The following is a 19690-nucleotide window of genomic DNA, read 5'->3' as shown; positions in this document are numbered from 1 at the left end:
ACCCACCCAAGGAGTGGCCATGCACACCCCCATCTGCGACGAACTCGGCATCGAGTTCCCGATTTTCGCCTTCACCCACTGCCGCGATGTTGTCGTCGCGGTAAGTAAAGCCGGAGGCTTCGGCGTCCTGGGCGCCGTCGGATTCACCCCGGAGCAGCTCGAGATCGAGCTGAACTGGATCGATGAGCACATCGGCGATCACCCGTACGGCGTCGACATCGTCATCCCCAATAAATACGAGGGCATGGACGCGAACATGTCTGCCGAGGAGCTCACCAAGATGCTCCAGTCGATGGTTCCGCAGGAACACCTGGACTTCGGCCGCAAGCTGCTGGCAGACCACGGCGTGCCGGTCGAGGAGGGTAACGACAACGCCTTGCAGCTGCTGGGCTGGACGGAGGCCACCGCGACACCCCAGGTCGAGATCGCGCTCCGCCACCCCAAGATGACGCTGATCGCCAACGCACTGGGCACGCCCCCGGCCGACATGATCAAGCACATCCACGACGCCGGCCGTAAGGTCGCGGCGCTGTGCGGCTCGCCCAAGCAGGCCCGCAAGCATGCCGACGCCGGCGTGGACATCGTCATCGCCCAGGGCGGCGAGGGCGGCGGCCACTGCGGGGAGGTCGGCTCGATCGTGCTGTGGCCGCAGGTGGTCAAGGAGATCGCCCCCGTGCCGGTGTTGGCTGCCGGGGGCATCGGCAGCGGCTATCAGATCGCCGCAGCGCTGGCCATGGGCGCGCAGGGGGCCTGGAGCGGCTCCCAGTGGCTGATGGTTGAAGAGGCCGAGAACACCGCCGTGCAGCAGGAGACCTACGTCAAGGCCACCAGCCGCGACACCGTGCGCAGCCGCTCGTTCACCGGCAAGCCCTGTCGCATGCTCAAAAACGACTGGACCGAGGCCTGGCAGACTGAAGGCAACCCCGAGCCGCTGGGAATGCCGTTGCAGTACATGGTGTCCGGCATGGCGGTGGCCGCCACGCACAAGTTCCCCGATCAAACGATCGATGTCGCGTTCAACCCGATCGGTCAGGTCGTGGGGCAGTTCACCAAGGTCGAGAAGTCGGCGGCCGTCATCGAGCGCTGGGTGCAGGAGTACTTGGAAGCCACCAACACGCTCAACGAGCTCAACGAGGCAGCGGCGTCGGTGTAGAGACCGATCGAGTGTGCGGATCGTGTCGTTTTCCGGCCGGATGTCGACACGATCCGCACGCTCGACTATCCAGCGGGCTTGTGATCGACGCAGAGCTGGCCGGCGGCGTCAGCTCTCGATACTTGCGGTCCGCCTGCACCATCTTGTACCCGACCACCACCAGCACGACCAGGCCCACCGCGCCACCGATCCGCATCATCGCGTAGGCGGCCTCGCTGGGCTCGTTGGCTTCGGGGTTCCGGTATTTCCAGGAAGACAGCACCTGCCACTGGCTCTTCGGATCAAAAATCGACCACAACAAAAACGGGACGACGATCAACCCCAGAAAAAGAAGCAATCCCCCCATAGCTACCCCTTACTGACCCAGGCCGTTCTGCATGGTGTTGGCCAGCACATTGACGGCGAGGCTGCCATTACCCGGCTGACAGACCTTGGCCTGCAGTAGCACGTTCTCGCGCCGCCGGGTCTGGTTGAAGCAGCGGCGGTCGACGCCGGCCTCCTCCTTCATCCAGGCCGCATCCGTGGCGCCGGCAGCCGGGCCGGTGAATGTCCACACCTCACGCCGGCCGTCGTCCAGTATCAAGGTGGCCGTCTGTCCGGAGCATCCCCGGGTGCGGTCCACCACCCGATGGTAGGCCCGGTCGGCGGCGTCGCTATTGGCGAACACCCCGATCGCCTGTTTTACCAAATGTGTTGCGTCTGTGGCGGAATCTTGTGTTGTCGCCCCACGGAACGATGCCAGGTCCGGATCCGCGTACACCTCGTCGAGGCCGATATCGGACCAGTTGTTGCAGTCCGGAACGTCCACCGAGAACGCCTGGAACGGCTGCGTGAACTCGCTATGCGAACCAAGTTGTGCGCCGATGACATTGCTTACCGATCCGCGTGCGAGGACCGCATAGTTGACGACGCCCGGGTCCGACGGAACCGCGCCCGCCGCCGGGGTCGCTGTCAGACCAAAGGCGGCTGCCGCCACCGAGGTCAGCACAGTCCGGGCAGTCCTCATCACACACCAGCCTCCATCGCATCGGCAATACGCGTCGCAGCGCGCTCTGCGTCGCGGGGCGAGCACACCTTCACCTGGAACATGACCTCTTGTCGCGCCCGCATCTCGATATAGCAGGTACGGTCGTTGGCACTATTGGTCATCGACCAGCCTGCTCCACCGTCACCGGAGCTTCCCTGCGTGAATGTCCAAGTGTCCGTTGTACCTTGATCATCGGTGACCTTGATCGGATGCCCGTAACAGTCCGACATGAACAGCAACGCCACCACTGGATCGACCGCCGCCATCGAGCTGTTGAACACCCCCACAGCCTGTTTCACCGAATACCGCGCGTCCGAGGCAGACTTCTGGGACGACGTGCCCTGGTAGGCGACGAGTGTTCCCTCATTTCCGTTGAAGACCTGGGATAGCCCGACATCGGCGAAGTCCACACAGCTGGGCTCGCTCACCCGAACGGCCGTGGACGGCGCCTTGAGCGTTCGGGAGGCTTGTAGCTCAATCCCGACTATTCTGCTGAGCGCCGCCGGCTCCTGCAGGACACTGCCGATGACCTCTGGGCCTATCGCATGCGCCTCGGGCGCCAAAGCCAATGCGACCGCCGAAACTGCCGCGAGGAGCACACGTACGCCGTAGGACATGCAACGAGCATACGGAAGACGCCGGTCCCCCAACGAAGGAACCGGCACCTCACCGCACTCCGACTACTTGGCGTCCAGACCTGCGCGAACTCCCTCTTCAACCGCCTTACCCAGCTCGGGGTCCACGTTCTTCCAGTACTCGAAGACCCTGGACAACACGGGCTCGGAGACTCCGTCCAACACGTGTCCGACGATATTGCCCGCCAGTCGCGCACGCTGCTCGTCGTCGAGCACCTCACGCACCAACGTTCCCGCCTGCACGAAGTCGCCGTCCTCCGCATGCTGGATGTACCCGGCGCGCACTGCCGTACCGTCGAACTCCCACACGCCGCCGTCACCGGCAGCTTCTGGATCGGCGTGCGGGCCGCCAAAGGAATTGGGCGCGTAGACGGGAACTTCCGGATCGTTGAAGTGGTAGCGCATCGGCCCCTCCTTGGAATAGGAGTTCACCGTTGCGGCGCGCGGCGCATTCGGCGGCAGCTGCGCATAGTTGGTGCCGATGCGGTATCGGTGTGCGTCCGCATAGGCGAACACCCGGCCCAGCAGCATCTTGTCCGGCGAAAAACCGATCCCGGGCACGATATTCGAAGGCTCGAACGCCGCCTGCTCAATTTCCACGAAGTAGTTGCGCGGGTTGCGGTTGAGCGTCCACTTGCCGACCTCGATCAGCGGGTAGTCCTTCTTTGACCAAACCTTGGTCAGATCAAAGGGATTGAACCGATATCCCGCCGCTTCGTCCACCGGCATGACCTGTACGTGCAGGGTCCAGCTCGGGAAGTTGCCGTCCTCGATCGCATTCCACAGATCGCGGCGATGCGCGTCGGCGTCCGAGCCCGCAAGCTCATCCGCTTCTTGCTGCGTGAGGAAATCATGGCCCTGGTCCGTCTTGAAGTGGTATTTGACCCAGAAGCGCTCGCCCTCGGCATTGATCCACTGGTAGGTGTGCGAGCCGTAGCCGTTCATGTGCCGGTACGTCTTCGGAATGCCGCGATCCCCCATCAGCCAGGTGACCTGATGCGCAGTCTCGGGCCGTAGCGTCCAGAAATCCCACTGCATGTTGTGGTCACGCAACCCGGAACCGGGCAGCCGTTTCTGCGAACGGATGAAGTCCGGGAATTTAATGGCATCGCGGATGAAAAACACCGGAGTGTTGTTGCCGACGAGATCGTAGTTGCCGTCTTCGGTGTAGAACTTGACCGCGAATCCGCGCGGATCGCGCCAGCTATCGGGGCTGCCCTGCTCCCCGGCGACAGTCGAAAAGCGAGCCAAAGATTCGGTTTTTGCTCCGGGCTGGAACAACTTCGCCTTGGTGTACTTCGAGACGTCGGCGGTGATCACGAGCTCCCCGTATGCCCCGGCGCCCTTGGCGTGCACGATGCGCTCGGGAACCCGCTCCCGGTTGAACTGGGCAAGCTTCTCGATCAGGTAATGGTCATGCAGCAACACCGGGCCCTGCGTACCCGCGGTCAGCGACTCGTCGTCACTCTCGACCGCGATTCCGGTATTCGTTGTGGTGCGGTTGGACATGAGAAAACCTCTCCGTTAGCGGACTACTTGGACTGACACCGGGGACAGACGTCCCCGAAGGCGACTTCCACCTCGTCGACCACCAGATAAGCCCGGTACGCACCTGGGCTGCGACTGCTCCGCAGTCGAATATTGTTGCGCACCAAGCACATCAAGCACCGCGATAGACGGCGCCGTGACCCGCAGTCCCGCCCGGCGCGTGCCTGCGCCGGGGGCGGGGGGCCGTACTGCGGTCACCACCCCAGTATGCCCATTTTCTAGACTGAGTCAAGAAAAGGTTTCAGCCAAGGGGCCCATTGATGACGAAGTAGGCCCCAGCCGCGATGAGCGTGAAGCCGATGAAGTGGTTGAGGGTGAGCTTCTCGCCCAGGTACCAGACGGCGAAGCCCAGGAACACGGTCAAGGTGATGACCTCTTGCATCGCCTTGAGTTCGGCGCCGGAATATACCTCGCTGCCAAGGCGATTCGCAGGCACCGCCAGGCAGTACTCGAAGAACGCGATGAGCCAGCTCACGAGCACCACCACCCATAGCGGGTGGTCCTTGAATTTGAGATGTCCGTACCAGGCGAACGTCATGAAGATGTTCGAACAGATGAGCAGCACTGGCGGTAGCAACCTGGCGGCGATCATGTCCACATTCTGTAGATCTTCCCTGTCAATCGTCCACAGCCGCTAGCCTGCTGCGCATGGGCAGCGCCGCATTGCAGGACCGATACCTCCAGAGCTGCCTCGGTGGGCTGCATGTGCGGATCGGAGGCGAAGGACCCGTCATCCTCTTTTGGCCCAGCCTCTTGATGACGGGATCGATGTGGGCCGCCCAGGCCGAATACTTCGCCGACCGCTACACCGTGATCCTGGTCGACCCGCCCGGCCACGGCGACAGCCAGTCGCTCACCCGGATGTTCCGCTTCGAGGACTGCGCACATGCCATCACACAGATCCTCGACTCCCTCGGTATCGAGCGCGCCCACGTCGTCGGCAATTCTTGGGGCGGGATGATCGGGGGGACCTTCACGGCCATGTACCCACACAGAGCGGGAGCGTCGGTGCTGATGAACGCCACCGCGTCGCGGGCAAGCATGCGCCAACGGGTCGAGTTTCGGCTGCTCACCGAGATTGTCCGGATTCTCGGCCGATTCCGTGAGCCGCTCACCACCCGTGCCGTCAAGGCCTTCGTCGGGCCCACCATCATGCGCGAGCGCCCGCACGTCGAGCAGTCCATCCGCGCGGAACTGCGCGATCTCAGGGTCGATTCGGTGTACTGGGCGGTCAACAGCGTTGTTCCGGCACGACCCGATCAACGCGAGCTGTTGGGTCGCATCACCACACCGATTCTGGTGATCGCGGGACGCGAGGACCCAACCTTTCCGGTCGCCGAGACCGAGCTCATGGCCGAGGCGATTCCCGGCGCCGAATTGGTGATCATGGAGAACACGGGGCATCTCGCGGCGCTGGAGCGCCCCGAAGAGGTCAATGCCCTGATCGACGACTTCCTCAAACGGCACCCGATCGAGGACTAACCCACGAAATCCGCGACCAGGCGCAGCGCGAAGACGATCAGTACCGGCAATGCGATGAGCGGCAAGGCGGCCTCGGCAGCGGCCCGCGACCCGATGACCGCGACGACCAGCAGAGAAAGCGCGATCGCCATACCCAGCACCACGCACAGGCTGATCAGTTTCGATCGCCGCAGGCTGGCCCACAGCGCGTTAGCCGAGCGCTGCGGGACGGTCAGCACCATCCACACGGGCAGCGCGATCACGCCGATCGCCAGCAGGGCCGCGATCACTTGCGCGGGTATGGGCAGCTGATGATTGCCATACCGCGTGGCAACCCCCGCGGACGCGCCGAGAATCACCAACGCCAGGAAATTCACCGGCATCATCACACTGACCACGCGGTTGAATACCTCGGAAACTCCGGCCCGGACATCATCGGCCCGCCGGATGTCCATGGCACCCAGATCCAGGTATGCACGCAGCGCACTCGACAACCGCCATCGGCGCGACTGCGCCTTGCCAACGTTCTCCATCGCCGAGGCATTGCCCGGGTCTATTCGCAGGGCCGTTCGGAACTCCTTGAGCGCCTTACCTTTCCAACTGCGCATCCCGACAATCTGACCTCGGAGGTTCCGGTAGGACGAGTCGTCCGGATCGATGCGCAGCGCCTCGTCGATAGCAGCCAGCGCCGCACGTTTGTGCCGTCGGGCGTACAGCACCACCGCCATCATGTAGTGGCTCGATGCCCGATTCGGGTGTGTCCGCACCAGGTGTTGCGCGGCCGCCATGGCCGGCATCTTGTTCCAGCCGCGAAGCAGCACCGAAATGCGGATCCGCTGGGCCTGGCCGTTACCGGGATCGAAACGCAACGCGTTATCCGCGTACCACATCGCCCCGGCGTAGTGCCCGAGCTGCAGATCCAGGTATGCGCCGGTCGACAACAGATCCGGCTCATCGGGCCAGGTAGTCAGCGCCTCGGCAAGTTGAATCCGTGCGGTGTCGTACTGGCGTATCCCGATCAGCTCTTCGATCATCAGCGCACGAGCCAACGGGGTATCGTCAGCTGAAGTCACCGAGATCGCCTATGGCGCAGATACTTTGCCAACTCATCATAGGTGCCGTCCGAGTTGGAGAATTCGACAACATTGCGCGCGGTGTCGAACCAGCCGCCCGCACTGGCACCCACCTGTGCGATGGCCGTGTCGATATCTGCCATCCGTACCGGCCGCACCTGCCCGGTACTGATCGAGTCGGCCATCGCGAATTGAGTAGCGGTGTTGCAGATATGGGCCAGGTCGGCGCCCGAGCGCCCCTCGGTGCGCTTGGCGATTGATTTCAGATTGATGCCTTCAAGCGGCCGATCTCGCAGGTGGTACTTGACGATGGCGATCCGCGCCTCCTCGTCAGGCAACGCCACCAAGATCATCCGGTCGAACCGTCCGGGCCTGCGCAGCGCGGCGTCCACATCCCATGGGTGGTTGGTAGCACCCAGGACGTAAAGCCCCTCGTTACTCTCAGTCGCCGGGTCTAGCTCTGCCAGAAGCTGATTCACCAGCGGCCGCAGCCCCGAACTTCCCGACAGCTGCGAACGGCGATGCCCCAGAGCGTCCAGTTCATCGAAGAACAGCACACACGGCGCATTGCGCCGTGCGATCTCAAAGATCTCATGCATCCGTTGTTCGCTCTGGCCAAAGATCGGATGCATGACATCCGCGATACCGACGGGATAGAAATTGGCGCCCAGTTCACCGGCCACCGCACGGGCCAGGAAGGTCTTGCCGCATCCCGGCGGCCCATACAGCAGCAGGCCGCCTCTGGCCGAGACGCCAAAGGCCTTGACCAACTCGGGATTGCGGAGCGGCCCGAACAATGAGAGGTCCAACTGTCGTTTGACATCGGCCATACCGCCGACGTCCGCGAGCCGCACATCGGATTTCTCCAACGCCCCCACATCGTTCGGCCCCAATGGTTCGGGCTCTTCCTCGACGAAGGCGGGCCGGACGATATCGGCCACTTGATCCTCGGCCGCCGACCAGTCAAAGCCCGCCGAGGCCGCTACCGGCTCAGGAGCCGGAGAGTTCAGGCCGGCCGAACATGCGGCGAGCAATTCCAGCGCCCTGGCGTCTCCCGGCGCCTGCTGCAACGCCACGGTGCAGTGATTCAGCGCCTCGGCAAAGCGGCGGCTTGAGATCAGCAGCTCGATGACACGCAATCGCAGCGCGAGAACGTCGGGACTGGCCTCCACCGCGGCCAGCATCTCGGTGATCACGGCGTCGTTGGCCACGGAATTCCCCCTGCGTTAGTTCGCTCGGTGACGATATGACCGCGCGTTCCTGCGTTCCGCACCGGGCAGCGTTGGAAGACGTAAGCACGCGCTATCGTCTGCGGATGCCATCGTAACCAGGCGGTCGTACCGACGTCGAGAACATCGATCTCACGTGAGTATTAGTTAGCCCACACCGGCACGCAGCGGGTTCACTGCGAATTCGATCACCCGATAGGGGGCATGGTCACGCGAGTCGGTGTTCCACTGGCTGACGTAGATGCTGAGACGGTCCAGAGTGGAATCCGGACCGATGTAGCCGCCATAGGGCTGAGCCAGGGTGTTATCCCAAGACTCCGGTAGTTCGTCGGCGACGGCGGGCCAGGCCCCGGCATTGACCACTGTCGTCACCGGTACCGCGCCGAGTCGTGTCGGGCTGTCGGCGACCCGCACCTCGACGTTGCCGGTGGTCTGGTTGAAGTACGACAGCACCGCCTGTCCATCGACCAGCTTCATGCTCATCTCACCCAGGTGATCGCCCCACAGCGGCGTCGGGGGACGCCCCCACGCTCCCTTACCCTGCGCGTCCACGCCCCAGCCCTGCCACGTCGCACGGTCGGTGAAGGTGTCCGGCTTGGCCCGATACAGCACCGCGGGATGACTACGGTCGAATCCATCGCTGACGATGTACACCCAGCCCTTGGGCGAGTCCTGGGTCCACAGCGGGTCGTAGTAGCCGCTGATCTGTGTCTGCCGGCCGCCCTCATAGTCACCCGGACGCACCGACCCGGGTACGGTCGCCCATCCGGCCCGAAATGGGTCAGGCTTGACCAAGCGTGTCGACTGCGGAACCAGATTCTTGGTGACGGCGACCAACAACCAGTTGGTTCCGTTGATATCGATCACACCCGAAGGCAGCTGGGAGAATCCCGGCGGGGCCGCGTCGGCCAGCAGCGGCCGGTCGGTGCCCAGGACGCCGGAGTGCCGGACGCCGGTGGCGTCCGGCACGGACTCGGTGTCCACACGCAGCGCGACGGGCGAGTGCCACCCGCCATACCCCACGCCCTGACCGGCGAAGCTGTCACCACAGACCTGCAGCATGCCGCCGGTGAAGACCATGAACTCGCATAAATCGGTCGCACCCAGGTTGTACTCGGCGGTCGCGGTGCCGGTGCCCGCGACGGGCCCGATGCGCACCACCTCGCCGGGATCAAGCGGTGGCGAAACGGGGCGCAGCGGGTCCGCCGATGCCGATGCGTCACCCAACAGCTCGGCGACGACAAGCGTTGCGGCGGTTACCAACACCGCGACCAGCCGCACGCGCGTCTCCCGTCCGGCACCACCCGGCGCCACTGAGCCTCAAAGCTCACAGGGTAGTCAGTGGCACCGGGCGCGGGTCGCTACGGGCCAACTACGGCCGGGGCGGAGGCGGCGTACCCAGCCCCGGGCCGGGCCCCGGCGGCACCGTGATGGTCACGCCCGGCGGCTGGCCGGTGGGCGGCGTGCGCTGCCAACCCGGGCTCGCGGGACCGTCGCTGTCACGATCGCCGCGCTGATCACGATCCCCTTGTCCGCCGCGATCTCTGTCACGGTCCCAATCACGTCCATGATCACCGCTTCGGCCCCGATCGCGGTCGCGGTTCCAGTCTCCGCCACCGCGCTGCATGCCGCCTTCGGGCCCACCTCGAAGGATCATCACCGCCGCGCGGTCGCGGTGCTCACCATGGCGATGGGTATGCGCACCCACCATCAGGCCGGCGCCAAAGGTCGCCGCCAGCACGCACGCGGCACCGGCCGCCACCGTCGCTATGGACAGCACCTTGCCGACGTTGCGAGCCTTCTTCAGCGGCGGCGCCTGCGCGGCAACCGGCGGCACGGCGGGAACCGGTTCGGTCGGGTTTTCGGATTTTTCTGGATTGGTCATGCTCCGAGGATGACCCGGTAAGCCTGGGCTCGCCGCCGAAAATCCTGTGAACTTGCCGTGAGTCAGCCCGCGACGAGCAGTTCCGCGATCTGAATCGTGTTGAGCGCCGCGCCCTTCCGGAGATTATCTCCGGAAATGAACAGCGCCAGACCACGATTACCCGGAACGCCCGGATCCTGGCGGATCCGGCCGACCAGAGAGTCGTCCGCACCAGCGGCCGCCAAAGGAGTGGGAACGTCGGCGAGCGTGACACCAGCCGCGGCACTCAGCAGCTCAGTGGCCCGGGCCGGGGTCAACTCACGTTCGAACTCGGCATTGATCGACAGCGAATGTCCGGTGAAGACCGGCACTCGCACGCACGTCCCGCTCACCAAAAGTTCCGGAATGCCCAAGATCTTGCGGCTCTCGTTGCGCAGCTTCTGGTCTTCATCAGTTTCACCGGAGCCGTCGTCAACCAACGAACCGGCCAGCGGGATCACGTTAAAAGCAATGGGCGCAACGTATTTCACGGGAGCGGGGAAGGTGACCGCAGTGCCGTCATGTACCAGTTGCTCACCGCCGTCGATACCGGCCCGCACCTGGGTCGCCAATTCTTCGACGCCGGCCAAACCGCTACCCGACACCGCCTGATACGTCGACACGATCAGCCGGGTAAGCCCGGCCGCGTCGTGCAGTACCTTCAAAACCGGCATCGCGGCCATGGTCGTGCAATTCGGGTTGGCGATGATGCCCTTGGGCAGTTTCACCCCGCGCACGTCGCGGTCGAAGTTGACCTCCGAGACCACCAACGGCACGTCCGGATCCTTGCGCCAGGCCGACGAGTTGTCGATGACCGTGACCCCGGCCTGCGCGAACCGCGGGGCCTGCACCCGGGACATGGTGGCCCCGGCGGAGAACAGCGCGATGTCCAGCCCGGACGGATCGGCCGTCTCGGTGTTCTCGACCTCGATCTCCTGGCCGCGGAATGCCAGCTTCTTGCCCTCGGACCGAGCCGAGGCGAAGAAGCGCACCGACGAAGCCGGGAACTCACGCTCTTCCAGAAGCTTCCGCATGACGGCACCCACCTGCCCGGTGGCACCGACTACACCAATGGAGGTCATATCTATCTCCCGTCGCTTCGCTCGCCCTAGCGCCCGGTCCCCGCGTACACGGTGGCTTCCTCTTCGCTCCCGAGATCGAAGGCGTTGTGGATCGCCTGCACGGCGGCGTCCAGCTCGTCGTCTTTCACCAACACCGAGATCCGGATCTCGGACGTCGAGATGAGTTCGATGTTCACGCCGGCCTCGGCCAACGCCTCGCAGAAGGTGGCGGTGACGCCGGGGTGGCTACGCATACCCGCACCAACCAGCGACACCTTGCCGATGTGGTCGTCGTAAAGAACCTGCGAGAAGCCGATCTCATTCTTCAACGAGTCCAGCTTCTCCACGGCGGTGGGACCGTTCTCCTTGGGGCAGGTGAAGGTGATGTCGGTCTTGCCGTCCTCGACCTTAGAGACGTTCTGCAGCACCATGTCGATGTTGATTTCGGCGTCGGCGACCGCGCGGAATACCTTGGCGGCATATCCGGGCACGTCGGGAATGCCGACGACAGTGACCTTGGCCTCGCCGCGATCGTGCGCGACACCGGTGAGAATTGCTTCTTCCACGGGAATGTCCTCCATTGATCCGCTGACGATCGTGCCGGGCTTGTCCGTATACGACGAGCGCACGTGAACCGGCACGTTGTATCGCCGGGCGTATTCCACACAGCGCAGCATGAGCACCTTTGCCCCGGCCGCCGCCATCTCCAGCATTTCCTCGAAACTGACCTTGTCGAGCCGGGCCGCGTTCGGCACGATCCGCGGATCGGCGGTGAAGACCCCGTCGACGTCGGTGTAGATCTCGCACACATCGGCGTTCAGCGCGGCGGCCAGCGCGACGGCGGTGGTATCGGAGCCACCCCGCCCGAGTGTCGTCACATCCTTGCTGTCCTGGCTCACACCCTGGAATCCGGCGACCAGGACAACCTGGCCCTCGTCGAGCGCGGTGCGCAGACGGCCGGGCGTGACGTCGATGATCTTGGCGCTGCCGTGCTTGCCGGTGGTGATCACGCCGGCCTGTGAGCCGGTAAACGAACGCGCCGAGGCTCCCAGCGAGTGGATGGCCATCGCGACCAGGGCATTGGACATCCGCTCACCCGCTGTCAGGAGCATGTCCAGCTCACGCGGCGGAGGCGCCGGGCAGACCTGTTGGGCCAGGTCAAGCAGCTCGTCGGTGGTGTCACCCATTGCCGAGACGACAACGACGACGTCGTTGCCATTCTTCTTGGTCTCGACGATGCGTTCGGCGACCCTGCGGATACGTTCGGCCGTTGCGACCGACGATCCGCCGTACTTTTGGACGACGAGCGCCACGGCATACCTTCCTGCAGTTCGGTCAAGATCGGTCAGACCCCGTTCATCAGGATAGAGGGTCGGACAACTCGATAACCTGGCCCGCATGGGCAACCCCACCGAACGCATTGCCAACACCACGGTTCCGATCCAGCCGCTGATCGCCTCGCGATGGAGTCCGCGGAACTTCGATCCGGACGCCGATCTCGCTCCGGAAACGCTGACGGCCCTGCTCGAAGCCGGTCGCTGGGCTGCGAGTTGGGGAAAGCGTTTCCCGGTGCGGTACATCGTGGGGCGCCGCGGTGACGCCACCTACGAGGCCCTCGCCGACGTGCTGAATCGCGGAAACACTTACGCGAAAGTTGCGGCGGCGCTCGTCCTGGTCAGCACCGACCTCGGTGATGATGACAACACCGCGGTCTATGCGACCGTGGACGCCGGGCTCGCGATCGCCCAGCTGGGTGTCGAGGCGCGATCCCACGGGCTGCATACGCATCCGATGGCCGGTTTCCGCGTCGAGGAGGCGTCTAGCGTCTTCGGCATCCCCGGGAACGTGCGGCCCCTCGCCATCGTCGCGATCGGGCCCGTGCTGGACAACTACGACGGCGCGGAGGAGTCGACCGTGGAGCGCGACCACGCCCCACGGCAGCGCCCCGCGCTCGGCGATATCGCGTTCACGGAGCGCTGGGGCAACAGTTATTCGGGGTGATTCCGGTACCTACGTATTCGACAGGGCGCCAAGAACCTCGTCCGCTGCCTGCCTGCCCGACAGGATGGCGCCCTCCATATAGCCATTCCAGACGTGTGACACCTCGGCACCGGCCCAGTGAATGCGCCCCACCGGCGCCGCGAGTGCCCGACCGTATTGAGTCCACACCCCGGCACCGAGGCGTCCGCCGTAACAGCCCCGCGTGAATTCCTCTGCCGTCCAATCCTGTTCGACGATGTCAAACGGTTTGCCGCCTGCGGACCGAAGTACTTCACCAGCGCGTCGACGACATCCACTTTCCGCATGACACTCCATAATTTGTAAGTCAGTCGTATGACTTATCCCGGGTATGCCGATGCCGAACTCAGGGCAAGGGTGCCCTAGGCGGGAGTCACCGCCGCCAGGGCAATCAGCATCGCGGTGAGCGACTCCAGATCTTCCTCCGAACGCGCGGGATCCGGATTGACGACATGTTGCAGGATCAGCCCGTCGATACCGGCGACCAGCACCCGGGCCAAGCGCTCGAACGACACCGCACAGCGCTCGCCGGCCCGACTCGCCGCCTCCCGGCACCAGTCCGCGACGACCCCGGTGTATCGCTCGTACTGCCAGGCAGGCAAATCCTCCAAGCCGGATGTGCGAAGCGCATGGGTGACCAACTCGTACTGGACCAGCTGCAGGTTGCGGTGTTCGTCAACCAACTGCGACCAGAAATTCCGCGTGCCGCGGCGGACGGCGTCATTCAGGCCGGCCTTGGTGTCCGCGGCACCGCGCAGGACTCCCGCGATCTCGTCCACGACGTCCTCGATGACCGCCTTGAGCAGGCCCTGCTTACTGGGGAAGACGTATTGCAGGGTTCCCAACGGGATACCCGCCTCGGCGGCGACGGCACGCATCGTGGTGCGCCCCACTCCCTCGCGCATCAACACGATCCGCGCGGCGGCGACCGCCTCCTTGGTGCGCTGCGCCGATTCGACGTATGGCATCAGAGAGTTCCTTTCAGTCGAATGAATCGCGGAAGATCCGCACCGCCTTGTCGATCATCTCCCGGGTGGATCCGCAATCTCCGTTCTTCAACGAGAAGCTGAGCACCTCGATGAAAACGCGCTCGGGCGTGCTGGTCTCCTGGATGGCGCCACCCGGAACATCACGGGCGTAGAGCGGCTTGCCAAGACGCACCATGCTGGTGCACATCCTGCCGTCCTGGCCGTGAAAGTACTCGACACCGTCCCGGATTTCTTCGCGCGCCCTCGACGGCGGATCGACACCCGTTCTGATAGTCAGCTCGAATTGAGCATCGTTGTCCCGTAAGGAAAACCGGCACGCGAACGGATCGCCGAAGAGCGAGGGCCGCACATCATTCACCTGGCCCGGATACTCACCGAGAATTTCGCACGGATCACGTTCGGCGATCTTGATCGGATATGCGCTCAGCGCGTCACGCACGGGCATATCGGCCGGATTCATCGTGGCCAGCACACCGATAACAGGTTGTGCCATTTTGCAGTTGGGCGCCAACTCGCTTCGCGAACCATCGACGACCACAACCCGCACTGCCGGTGTGCCCGCCCTGGGCAACTTTGGCGCGTCCGGGAGCGTGCCCAACGCGACCGGAAACTCAAACACGCACGTGCCTGCTGTGTGATAGACCGGCGCGTCACCGACCCTGAATTCGGGTTTCGCGCGCGAATAGTCGCCCAACATCAGTGACAGCCCCACACTCGACGGGTTCGCCGAACCCGCGACCTTGATGGACCCGAAGCAGCCGCCCACATCCCCGGAAATGTATGTGGGCGCACCGATGTCCTTGAGCATCAATAGAAGACCACACGGATCCACCCGCCGTAGCGCCCGTAAATAGGCCAGCTGAGCGGTTTGCTTCTCGGTGAAGCTCTGACCGTAGGCCGGCACCACCCCCTCGAACAGCTTCTCTGCCGTGGGTGCGGGCAGGCGTCCAGTCGCGGTGCCGGAAACAATGGTGGAGCACCCCGCGATTCCCAGCAGAGCGGCGCCAATCAGCGCTACCGAGCGGAGTTTGCGAATAGTCGCACCGCCTTATCCAGAATCTCCCGCATGTGCCCGCAATCCTTCCGGTCCCTTCCGGTGAAGGCGCTGGCAACAATGGCGGGAAAGTACGCGTCCGCGTCGGTGTTGGCCGCGCCACCACCAATGTCCTTGGGATACAGCGGGTCTCCCACCAAAGCCAAAGCATGGCACCCGGTCAACTGCGACGGGTCCTCATTGTGGAAGTACGTCACCCCGTCACGCGTGGACTTCGTGTATTCATCCGGGAAGTCGTTCACGCTGCTGGTGAGCTGCACGGTGTAGTCGATATCGGAGTCCGGCAGCGAGAAGTCACAGCCAAAGGGATCACCCAGTAGGTCAATCGACACCCCGCGCGCCTTGCCCGGATACTCCCGCAGAATCTCGCACGGATCCCGCTCGGCGAGCTTGATCGGGTAGGTGCTGAGCGCGGAACGCGGCTGCAACCCCGAGGGAAGCTGCTTGGCGATCGCCGTCACCACCTGCTTGGCCACCCGACAGTCGGGATCGGAATACTCGTCCGACCCGTACAGGTACGCGGAGACCGACAACATGGCGTGCAGTGGGGGACTGGACGGCGCACCCGGCAGCCGTTCGAGACCCAGAGGTACCTCGTATTCGCACTCTTCTCCGGTCTCATAGACCGGCACAGGCCCCACCCGGAAGGCAGCCGAGGCGTCGCGCTTGTCCTGCATCGAGTATTCGTAGGACACCTCGGTGAGACTGGGGTCACCCGTGACCTTCACGCTGGCATAACACATCTGAAAGTCGCCGACGACTTGTCCCGGATCGCCGTACTCCTTGAGAGCGCTCGCGAAGCCGCAGGGGTCCACCCGGCGCAGCGCTCGCGCATAGATCAGTGTCGCCTTCTCCTGAGCATCGAGCTTTTGGCCGTAGTCCGGTTGTTCACCTTGAAAGAAAAAGTCGGCCCCGGGAACGGGTTCGCCGCCTCGGGCCTGCCCGGCGACCGTGCGCGTGCAGCCGGTGGCCACCAGCAGGATCACCAGCGCCGCCATCCCCCGTCGTACCCACATGCTCTGCGAGCTTGCCAGATGAATGGGCTCCTCGCGGCTGGTAGAGTCCCCTGCTATGCAGCGGACGCTCCTCCTCCGACGCCGCGACAGGGTCTGATCCAGACCGGCTTCCTGTCGCGGGTTGTTGGCGTGCCGGTCGAGATCCCCATTCAAACTCCCGGAGCCTTCCCATGACTAGCTTCTCCTCAGACGAGTTCAACTACACCCCTCGCAGCGTCGTTACCCCGAATGGACCCATTCCCGCCGATCAGCCGGCATGGAACACCCAGAAGAACAGCTCGATGCCGGTACACCGGTACCGCTCTTTCACCGACGAGGTCGAAAAGATCGAGCTGCCGGACCGCACCTGGCCCGACAAGGTAATTACCCGTGCACCGCAGTGGGGCGCCGTCGACCTGCGCGACGGCAACCAGGCCTTGATCGATCCGATGAGTCCCGCCCGCAAGCGCCGGATGTTCGATCTGCAGATCCGGATGGGCTTCAAGGAGATCGAAGTCGGTTTCCCGTCGGCCAGCCAGACCGATTTCGATTTCATCCGCGAGCTGATCACCGAGAACGCGATTCCCGACGATGTCACCATCCAGGTGCTGACCCAGTGCCGTCCGGAGCTGATCGAGCGGACGTTCCTGGCGTGTGAGGGCGCGTCCAAGGTGATCGTGCACTTTTACAACTCGACCTCGATCCTGCAGCGGCGGGTCGTGTTCCGCGAAGACAAGGACGCGATCAAGAAGATCGCCACCGACGGCGCACACAAATGCGTCGAAGAAGCCGCGAAATATCCCGACACCCATTGGCGTTTCCAGTACTCCCCCGAGTCGTACACCGGGACCGAGCTGCAGTACGCGCTGGAGGTGTGTAATGCCGTCGGCGATATCGTCGAGCCGACGCCGGACAATCCGATCATCTTCAACCTGCCGTCGACGGTGGAGATGACCACCCCCAACGTGTACGCCGACTCCATCGAGTGGATGAGCCGCAATCTGGCCCGCCGCGATTCGGTGATCCTGAGCCTGCATCCGCATAACGACCGCGGAACAGCGGTCGCCGCAGCGGAGTTGGGCTTCCAGGCGGGCGCGGACCGCATCGAGGGCTGTCTGTTCGGCAACGGTGAGCGCACCGGAAACGTCTGCCTGGTAACGCTGGGACTGAACCTGTTCAGTCGAGGCGTCGACCCACAGATCGACTTCTCGAACATCGATGAGATCCGGCACACGGTCGAGTACTGCAACCAGCTGAAGGTGCCCGAGCGCCACCCGTACGGTGGCGATCTGGTCTACACCGCCTTCTCCGGCAGTCACCAGGACGCCATCAATAAAGGCCTGGATCAGATGAAACGCGATGCAGACGAAGCAGATTCGGATGTCGATGACATCCTGTGGCAGGTGCCGTATCTGCCCATCGATCCCAAGGATGTCGGGCGCAACTACGAGGCCGTGATCCGCGTCAACTCGCAGTCGGGCAAGGGTGGTGTCGCCTACATCATGAAGTCCGATCATGGACTGGTGCTGCCGCGCCGTCTGCAGATCGAGTTCGCACAGTCGATCCAGCGCATCACCGACGGTGAGGGCGGCGAGGTGAACCCCAAGGAGATCTGGGATGTCTTCGCCGAGGAGTACCTGGCACCAATCACCCCGCTGGAGCGCATTCGCCAGAAGGTGACCGCCTCCGAAGAGGACGGTGGCACGGATTCCATTGCCGCCGTGGTGAAGATCGACGGCAAGGAAACCGAGGTCAACGGCACGGGTAACGGTCCGTTGGCAGCTTTCGTGGACGCCCTGTCCACCGTGGGCTACACCGTCAACGTGTTGGACTACTCCGAGCACGCGCTGAGCGCAGGCGACGACGCGCAGGCCGCCGCCTACGTGGAGGCCACGGTTGTCAGCCCCGGCGGCGGTGAGGCGCAGACCGTCTGGGGTGTCGGCATCGCGCCGTCGATCACCACCGCCTCGCTGCGGGCAGTGGTGTCGGCGGTCAACCGTGCTGCTCGCGCCTAGTCCCTTTCAGCGAAAGCGACCCTGGTGCGGAATTCCCTCGGCATTCCGCACCAGGGTCGCACCCGACATGGCTATCTAGTCCCGTAGCGCCTGCGGAACTTCTCGACCTGACCGGCGGAGTCCACAATCCGGCGATCGCCTGTCCAGAACGGATGCGAATCCGCGGTCACCTCGGCGGTGATCAGCGGATACTCCTTACCCTCCCACTCAACGGTGCGGGTGCTCGTCGCCGTCGAGCGGGTCAGGAACATCTTCCCGGTGGTGGTGTCTTGGAAGACGACGGGGTGGTAGTCGGGGTGAATTCCGGGTTTCATCAGTGGTTCCCTTCTGTGTTGTGGTCGCCGTAGGCGAGAAAAGCCTCTGCCTCGGACAGGTGCTCGCATGGATCCTCGTGCCAGTCGCCGAACGGGTCGTCAAACTCGTCCCAGTCTGCGGGGCTTGCCATTTCGTCATCGGTGAGCAGCGCACCGCGCAGCGCGTCGAGGACCTCACGGCTGTCGGCGCCGCAGACCAGCACTGTCATCGCGTTGTGGCGATCCCCGAACTGGTAGTCCCACATGAGGTCGGCGAATGCCCTGCGCTCCGGGTCTACCCGTTGCACTTCTACTGAATCCATTGCTGCCAGCCACTTTCCGGCAGCCGACACCCTGAGCCCGCCCCCGGCGGACTCCAGCCACATTGCCTGCTCGCCCTGGGTCGCCAGCCACAGCCGGCCACGAGTACGGATCACGCCGTCGAGCAGCATGTCGATCGCGGCATGCAGCCGTAGCGGATGAAAGGGCCTGCGCGCGTTGAACTCCACCAACTCGACCCGGCCGTCGGCGGCCAGGGATGGCTGGCCGGCCAGCAATGCGCCATGGGGATTATCGGCCCGGCCGCACCGCGCATCCTCTTCCAGATGGTCGAGAGCCTGCTCGACACGACCGACGCGCGCGGTGATGCGCGCCCGCGGCGCCAAACGCCGCAACACCGAGAGGACCTCCGGCTCCGGATTTCGCACCAGCAACACGTCGGCGAACTCGGCCTGACCGATCACCACCTGCGCCACCGTCCGGCCATCCGCAAGTTCGTCATCGCCGAGCGCCTGTTCCAGCCAGTTAGCGCTGTCCACGCAGCTGACCACTCCGGCGATCTGGACGTCACGCGCGGCCGGACCATCGACGAATCCGGGCCCCACCCGCACAGGCACGGTGTTGATCGCCCAGCAGATCGGGTCGGCCTCGAGCCACGGTTCGAGATGAAGGACGATTCTTCCCACGTCGTCGCGCCGATGCAGTTTGCGCAGCAAGACGAGCAAATCGTCACGGATCGTGCACGAGACGCAGCCGTGGGCCAGCTCCAGCACGGTCTCGGTGACTCCCCGAATACCCGCGACGGACCGCATGACGATGTGTCCGTCAAAGCGGTGCGTGACGACGACTGTGCCCGGGTCGCGCGCCAAGACCTGAGTGACCGCGTCGGTATCGGTCTGTCCGGACACGAGTAGCACCGGCGTGCGCATGACTCTCCCTTTTCCAGCCCTTGTGCA

21 protein-coding genes are annotated in these 19690 nt (G+C 64.2%); 4 read left to right on the top strand and 17 right to left on the bottom strand.

The features are described 5' to 3' along the window. The first annotated feature begins 19 nt into the window (after positions 1-19). Positions 20-1153, top strand: coding sequence for a nitronate monooxygenase (locus MAB_RS01935; protein WP_005112987.1), 1134 nt, complete (start codon positions 20-22; stop codon positions 1151-1153). Here MAB_RS01935 and MAB_RS01930 read toward each other — a convergent pair. From MAB_RS01930 to MAB_RS01910, 5 genes are all read right to left on the bottom strand, one after another. Next, the gene (locus MAB_RS01930; protein WP_005112986.1) at positions 1128-1499 is read right to left on the bottom strand and encodes a DUF6199 family natural product biosynthesis protein; all 372 of its coding nucleotides are present in this window, start codon (positions 1497-1499) and stop codon (positions 1128-1130) included. The genes MAB_RS01935 and MAB_RS01930 overlap by 26 nt on opposite strands. A 9-nt stretch (positions 1500-1508) precedes the next feature. Further along, on the bottom strand, positions 1509-2159 hold the full coding sequence (locus MAB_RS01925) for a sensor domain-containing protein (protein ID WP_005087019.1): 651 nt from the start codon (positions 2157-2159) through the stop codon (positions 1509-1511). Then, positions 2159-2797 carry a sensor domain-containing protein gene (locus MAB_RS01920; protein WP_005115203.1) on the bottom strand — a complete coding sequence of 213 codons (639 nt, stop codon included), beginning with the start codon at positions 2795-2797 and terminating at the stop codon, positions 2159-2161. Before MAB_RS01920 ends, MAB_RS01925 begins: the two co-directional genes overlap by 1 nt. Before the next feature lie 63 nt (positions 2798-2860). After that, complete coding sequence (locus MAB_RS01915) at positions 2861-4324, bottom strand: catalase (protein ID WP_005083610.1); 1464 nt, start codon at positions 4322-4324, stop codon at positions 2861-2863. A gap of 280 nt (positions 4325-4604) precedes the next feature. After that, entirely contained in the window at positions 4605-4955 is a 351-nt protein-coding gene (locus MAB_RS01910) for a DMT family protein (RefSeq protein WP_005112983.1), read from the bottom strand. A gap of 56 nt (positions 4956-5011) precedes the next feature. Between MAB_RS01910 and MAB_RS01905 the strand changes: the two genes are divergently transcribed. Next, positions 5012-5845, top strand: a complete 834-nt coding sequence (locus MAB_RS01905; protein WP_005113846.1) for an alpha/beta fold hydrolase — start codon at positions 5012-5014, stop codon at positions 5843-5845. Here the strand turns inward: MAB_RS01905 and MAB_RS01900 are convergent. From MAB_RS01900 to MAB_RS01875, 6 genes are all read right to left on the bottom strand, one after another. Continuing rightward, positions 5842-6897 carry a tetratricopeptide repeat protein gene (locus tag MAB_RS01900; RefSeq protein WP_005112980.1) on the bottom strand — a complete coding sequence of 352 codons (1056 nt, stop codon included), beginning with the start codon at positions 6895-6897 and terminating at the stop codon, positions 5842-5844. The two genes, MAB_RS01905 and MAB_RS01900, sit on opposite strands and share 4 nt — an antisense overlap. Next, positions 6894-8108, bottom strand: coding sequence for an ATP-binding protein (locus MAB_RS01895; RefSeq protein ID WP_005083617.1), 1215 nt, complete (start codon positions 8106-8108; stop codon positions 6894-6896). The genes MAB_RS01900 and MAB_RS01895 overlap by 4 nt, the downstream gene beginning before the upstream one ends. Before the next feature lie 165 nt (positions 8109-8273). Next, positions 8274-9287, bottom strand: coding sequence for a DUF4185 domain-containing protein (locus MAB_RS01890; protein ID WP_005112979.1), 1014 nt, complete (start codon positions 9285-9287; stop codon positions 8274-8276). A 211-nt stretch (positions 9288-9498) separates the two neighbouring features. Further along, positions 9499-10011, bottom strand: coding sequence for a hypothetical protein (locus MAB_RS01885; protein WP_005112978.1), 513 nt, complete (start codon positions 10009-10011; stop codon positions 9499-9501). A gap of 62 nt (positions 10012-10073) precedes the next feature. Beyond that, entirely contained in the window at positions 10074-11111 is a 1038-nt protein-coding gene (locus MAB_RS01880) for an aspartate-semialdehyde dehydrogenase (protein ID WP_005087033.1), read from the bottom strand. 26 nt (positions 11112-11137) lie between these two features. Continuing rightward, positions 11138-12403, bottom strand: coding sequence for an aspartate kinase (locus tag MAB_RS01875; RefSeq protein WP_005063166.1), 1266 nt, complete (start codon positions 12401-12403; stop codon positions 11138-11140). Positions 12404-12488: 85 nt separating this feature from the next. Here MAB_RS01875 and MAB_RS01870 point away from each other — a divergent pair, with 85 nt between their 5' ends. Continuing rightward, positions 12489-13091, top strand: a complete 603-nt coding sequence (locus tag MAB_RS01870) for a nitroreductase family protein (RefSeq protein ID WP_005087036.1) — start codon at positions 12489-12491, stop codon at positions 13089-13091. Between the two features lie 9 nt (positions 13092-13100). Here MAB_RS01870 and MAB_RS01865 read toward each other — a convergent pair whose 3' ends face one another. From MAB_RS01865 to MAB_RS01850, 4 genes are all read right to left on the bottom strand, one after another. Then, positions 13101-13406 carry an FAD-dependent oxidoreductase gene (locus MAB_RS01865; RefSeq protein ID WP_005113842.1) on the bottom strand — a complete coding sequence of 102 codons (306 nt, stop codon included), beginning with the start codon at positions 13404-13406 and terminating at the stop codon, positions 13101-13103. Between the two features lie 65 nt (positions 13407-13471). Next, complete coding sequence (locus MAB_RS01860; protein WP_005112976.1) at positions 13472-14077, bottom strand: TetR/AcrR family transcriptional regulator; 606 nt, start codon at positions 14075-14077, stop codon at positions 13472-13474. A 13-nt stretch (positions 14078-14090) separates the two neighbouring features. Then, positions 14091-15005: a hypothetical protein gene (locus MAB_RS01855; RefSeq protein ID WP_005083630.1), complete on the bottom strand. Its 915-nt coding sequence runs from the start codon at positions 15003-15005 to the stop codon at positions 14091-14093. Between the two features lie 107 nt (positions 15006-15112). Further along, complete coding sequence (locus tag MAB_RS01850) at positions 15113-16150, bottom strand: hypothetical protein (protein ID WP_005072490.1); 1038 nt, start codon at positions 16148-16150, stop codon at positions 15113-15115. A 188-nt stretch (positions 16151-16338) separates the two neighbouring features. Between MAB_RS01850 and leuA the strand changes: the two genes are divergently transcribed. Then, positions 16339-18162, top strand: a complete 1824-nt coding sequence (gene leuA / locus MAB_RS01845) for a 2-isopropylmalate synthase (RefSeq protein WP_012296295.1) — start codon at positions 16339-16341, stop codon at positions 18160-18162. Between the two features lie 71 nt (positions 18163-18233). On the opposite strand, the gene MAB_RS01840 is transcribed toward leuA, so the two are convergent. Both MAB_RS01840 and mrf read right to left on the bottom strand, forming a co-directional pair. Beyond that, positions 18234-18476, bottom strand: a complete 243-nt coding sequence (locus MAB_RS01840) for a type B 50S ribosomal protein L31 (RefSeq protein ID WP_005083634.1) — start codon at positions 18474-18476, stop codon at positions 18234-18236. Beyond that, positions 18476-19663: a ribosome hibernation factor-recruiting GTPase MRF gene (mrf, locus tag MAB_RS01835; protein ID WP_005072487.1), complete on the bottom strand. Its 1188-nt coding sequence runs from the start codon at positions 19661-19663 to the stop codon at positions 18476-18478. The genes MAB_RS01840 and mrf overlap by 1 nt, the downstream gene beginning before the upstream one ends. Positions 19664-19690: the final 27 nt, after the last annotated feature.

The sequence above is a fragment of the Mycobacteroides abscessus ATCC 19977 genome, assembly GCF_000069185.1.
Lineage (GTDB): Bacteria > Actinomycetota > Actinomycetes > Mycobacteriales > Mycobacteriaceae > Mycobacterium > Mycobacterium abscessus.
This window is presented reverse-complemented; position numbering and strand designations above follow the sequence as displayed.

Excerpts from the sequence above, each read along its gene's own strand:
- MAB_RS01935 (WP_005112987.1), top strand. The coding sequence starts at position 20 with ATGCACACCCCCATCTGCGACGAACTCGGCATCGAGTTCCCGATTTTC.
- MAB_RS01930 (WP_005112986.1), bottom strand. The coding sequence starts at position 1,499 with ATGGGGGGATTGCTTCTTTTTCTGGGGTTGATCGTCGTCCCGTTTTTG.
- MAB_RS01925 (WP_005087019.1), bottom strand. The coding sequence starts at position 2,159 with ATGAGGACTGCCCGGACTGTGCTGACCTCGGTGGCGGCAGCCGCCTTT.
- MAB_RS01920 (WP_005115203.1), bottom strand. The coding sequence starts at position 2,797 with ATGTCCTACGGCGTACGTGTGCTCCTCGCGGCAGTTTCGGCGGTCGCA.
- MAB_RS01915 (WP_005083610.1), bottom strand. The coding sequence starts at position 4,324 with ATGTCCAACCGCACCACAACGAATACCGGAATCGCGGTCGAGAGTGAC.
- MAB_RS01910 (WP_005112983.1), bottom strand. The coding sequence starts at position 4,955 with ATGATCGCCGCCAGGTTGCTACCGCCAGTGCTGCTCATCTGTTCGAAC.
- MAB_RS01905 (WP_005113846.1), top strand. The coding sequence starts at position 5,012 with ATGGGCAGCGCCGCATTGCAGGACCGATACCTCCAGAGCTGCCTCGGT.
- MAB_RS01885 (WP_005112978.1), bottom strand. The coding sequence starts at position 10,011 with ATGACCAATCCAGAAAAATCCGAAAACCCGACCGAACCGGTTCCCGCC.
- MAB_RS01880 (WP_005087033.1), bottom strand. The coding sequence starts at position 11,111 with ATGACCTCCATTGGTGTAGTCGGTGCCACCGGGCAGGTGGGTGCCGTC.
- MAB_RS01870 (WP_005087036.1), top strand. The coding sequence starts at position 12,489 with ATGGGCAACCCCACCGAACGCATTGCCAACACCACGGTTCCGATCCAG.
- MAB_RS01865 (WP_005113842.1), bottom strand. The coding sequence starts at position 13,406 with ATGGAGTGTCATGCGGAAAGTGGATGTCGTCGACGCGCTGGTGAAGTA.
- MAB_RS01860 (WP_005112976.1), bottom strand. The coding sequence starts at position 14,077 with ATGCCATACGTCGAATCGGCGCAGCGCACCAAGGAGGCGGTCGCCGCC.
- MAB_RS01850 (WP_005072490.1), bottom strand. The coding sequence starts at position 16,150 with ATGGCGGCGCTGGTGATCCTGCTGGTGGCCACCGGCTGCACGCGCACG.
- leuA (WP_012296295.1), top strand. The coding sequence starts at position 16,339 with ATGACTAGCTTCTCCTCAGACGAGTTCAACTACACCCCTCGCAGCGTC.
- MAB_RS01840 (WP_005083634.1), bottom strand. The coding sequence starts at position 18,476 with ATGAAACCCGGAATTCACCCCGACTACCACCCCGTCGTCTTCCAAGAC.
- mrf (WP_005072487.1), bottom strand. The coding sequence starts at position 19,663 with ATGCGCACGCCGGTGCTACTCGTGTCCGGACAGACCGATACCGACGCG.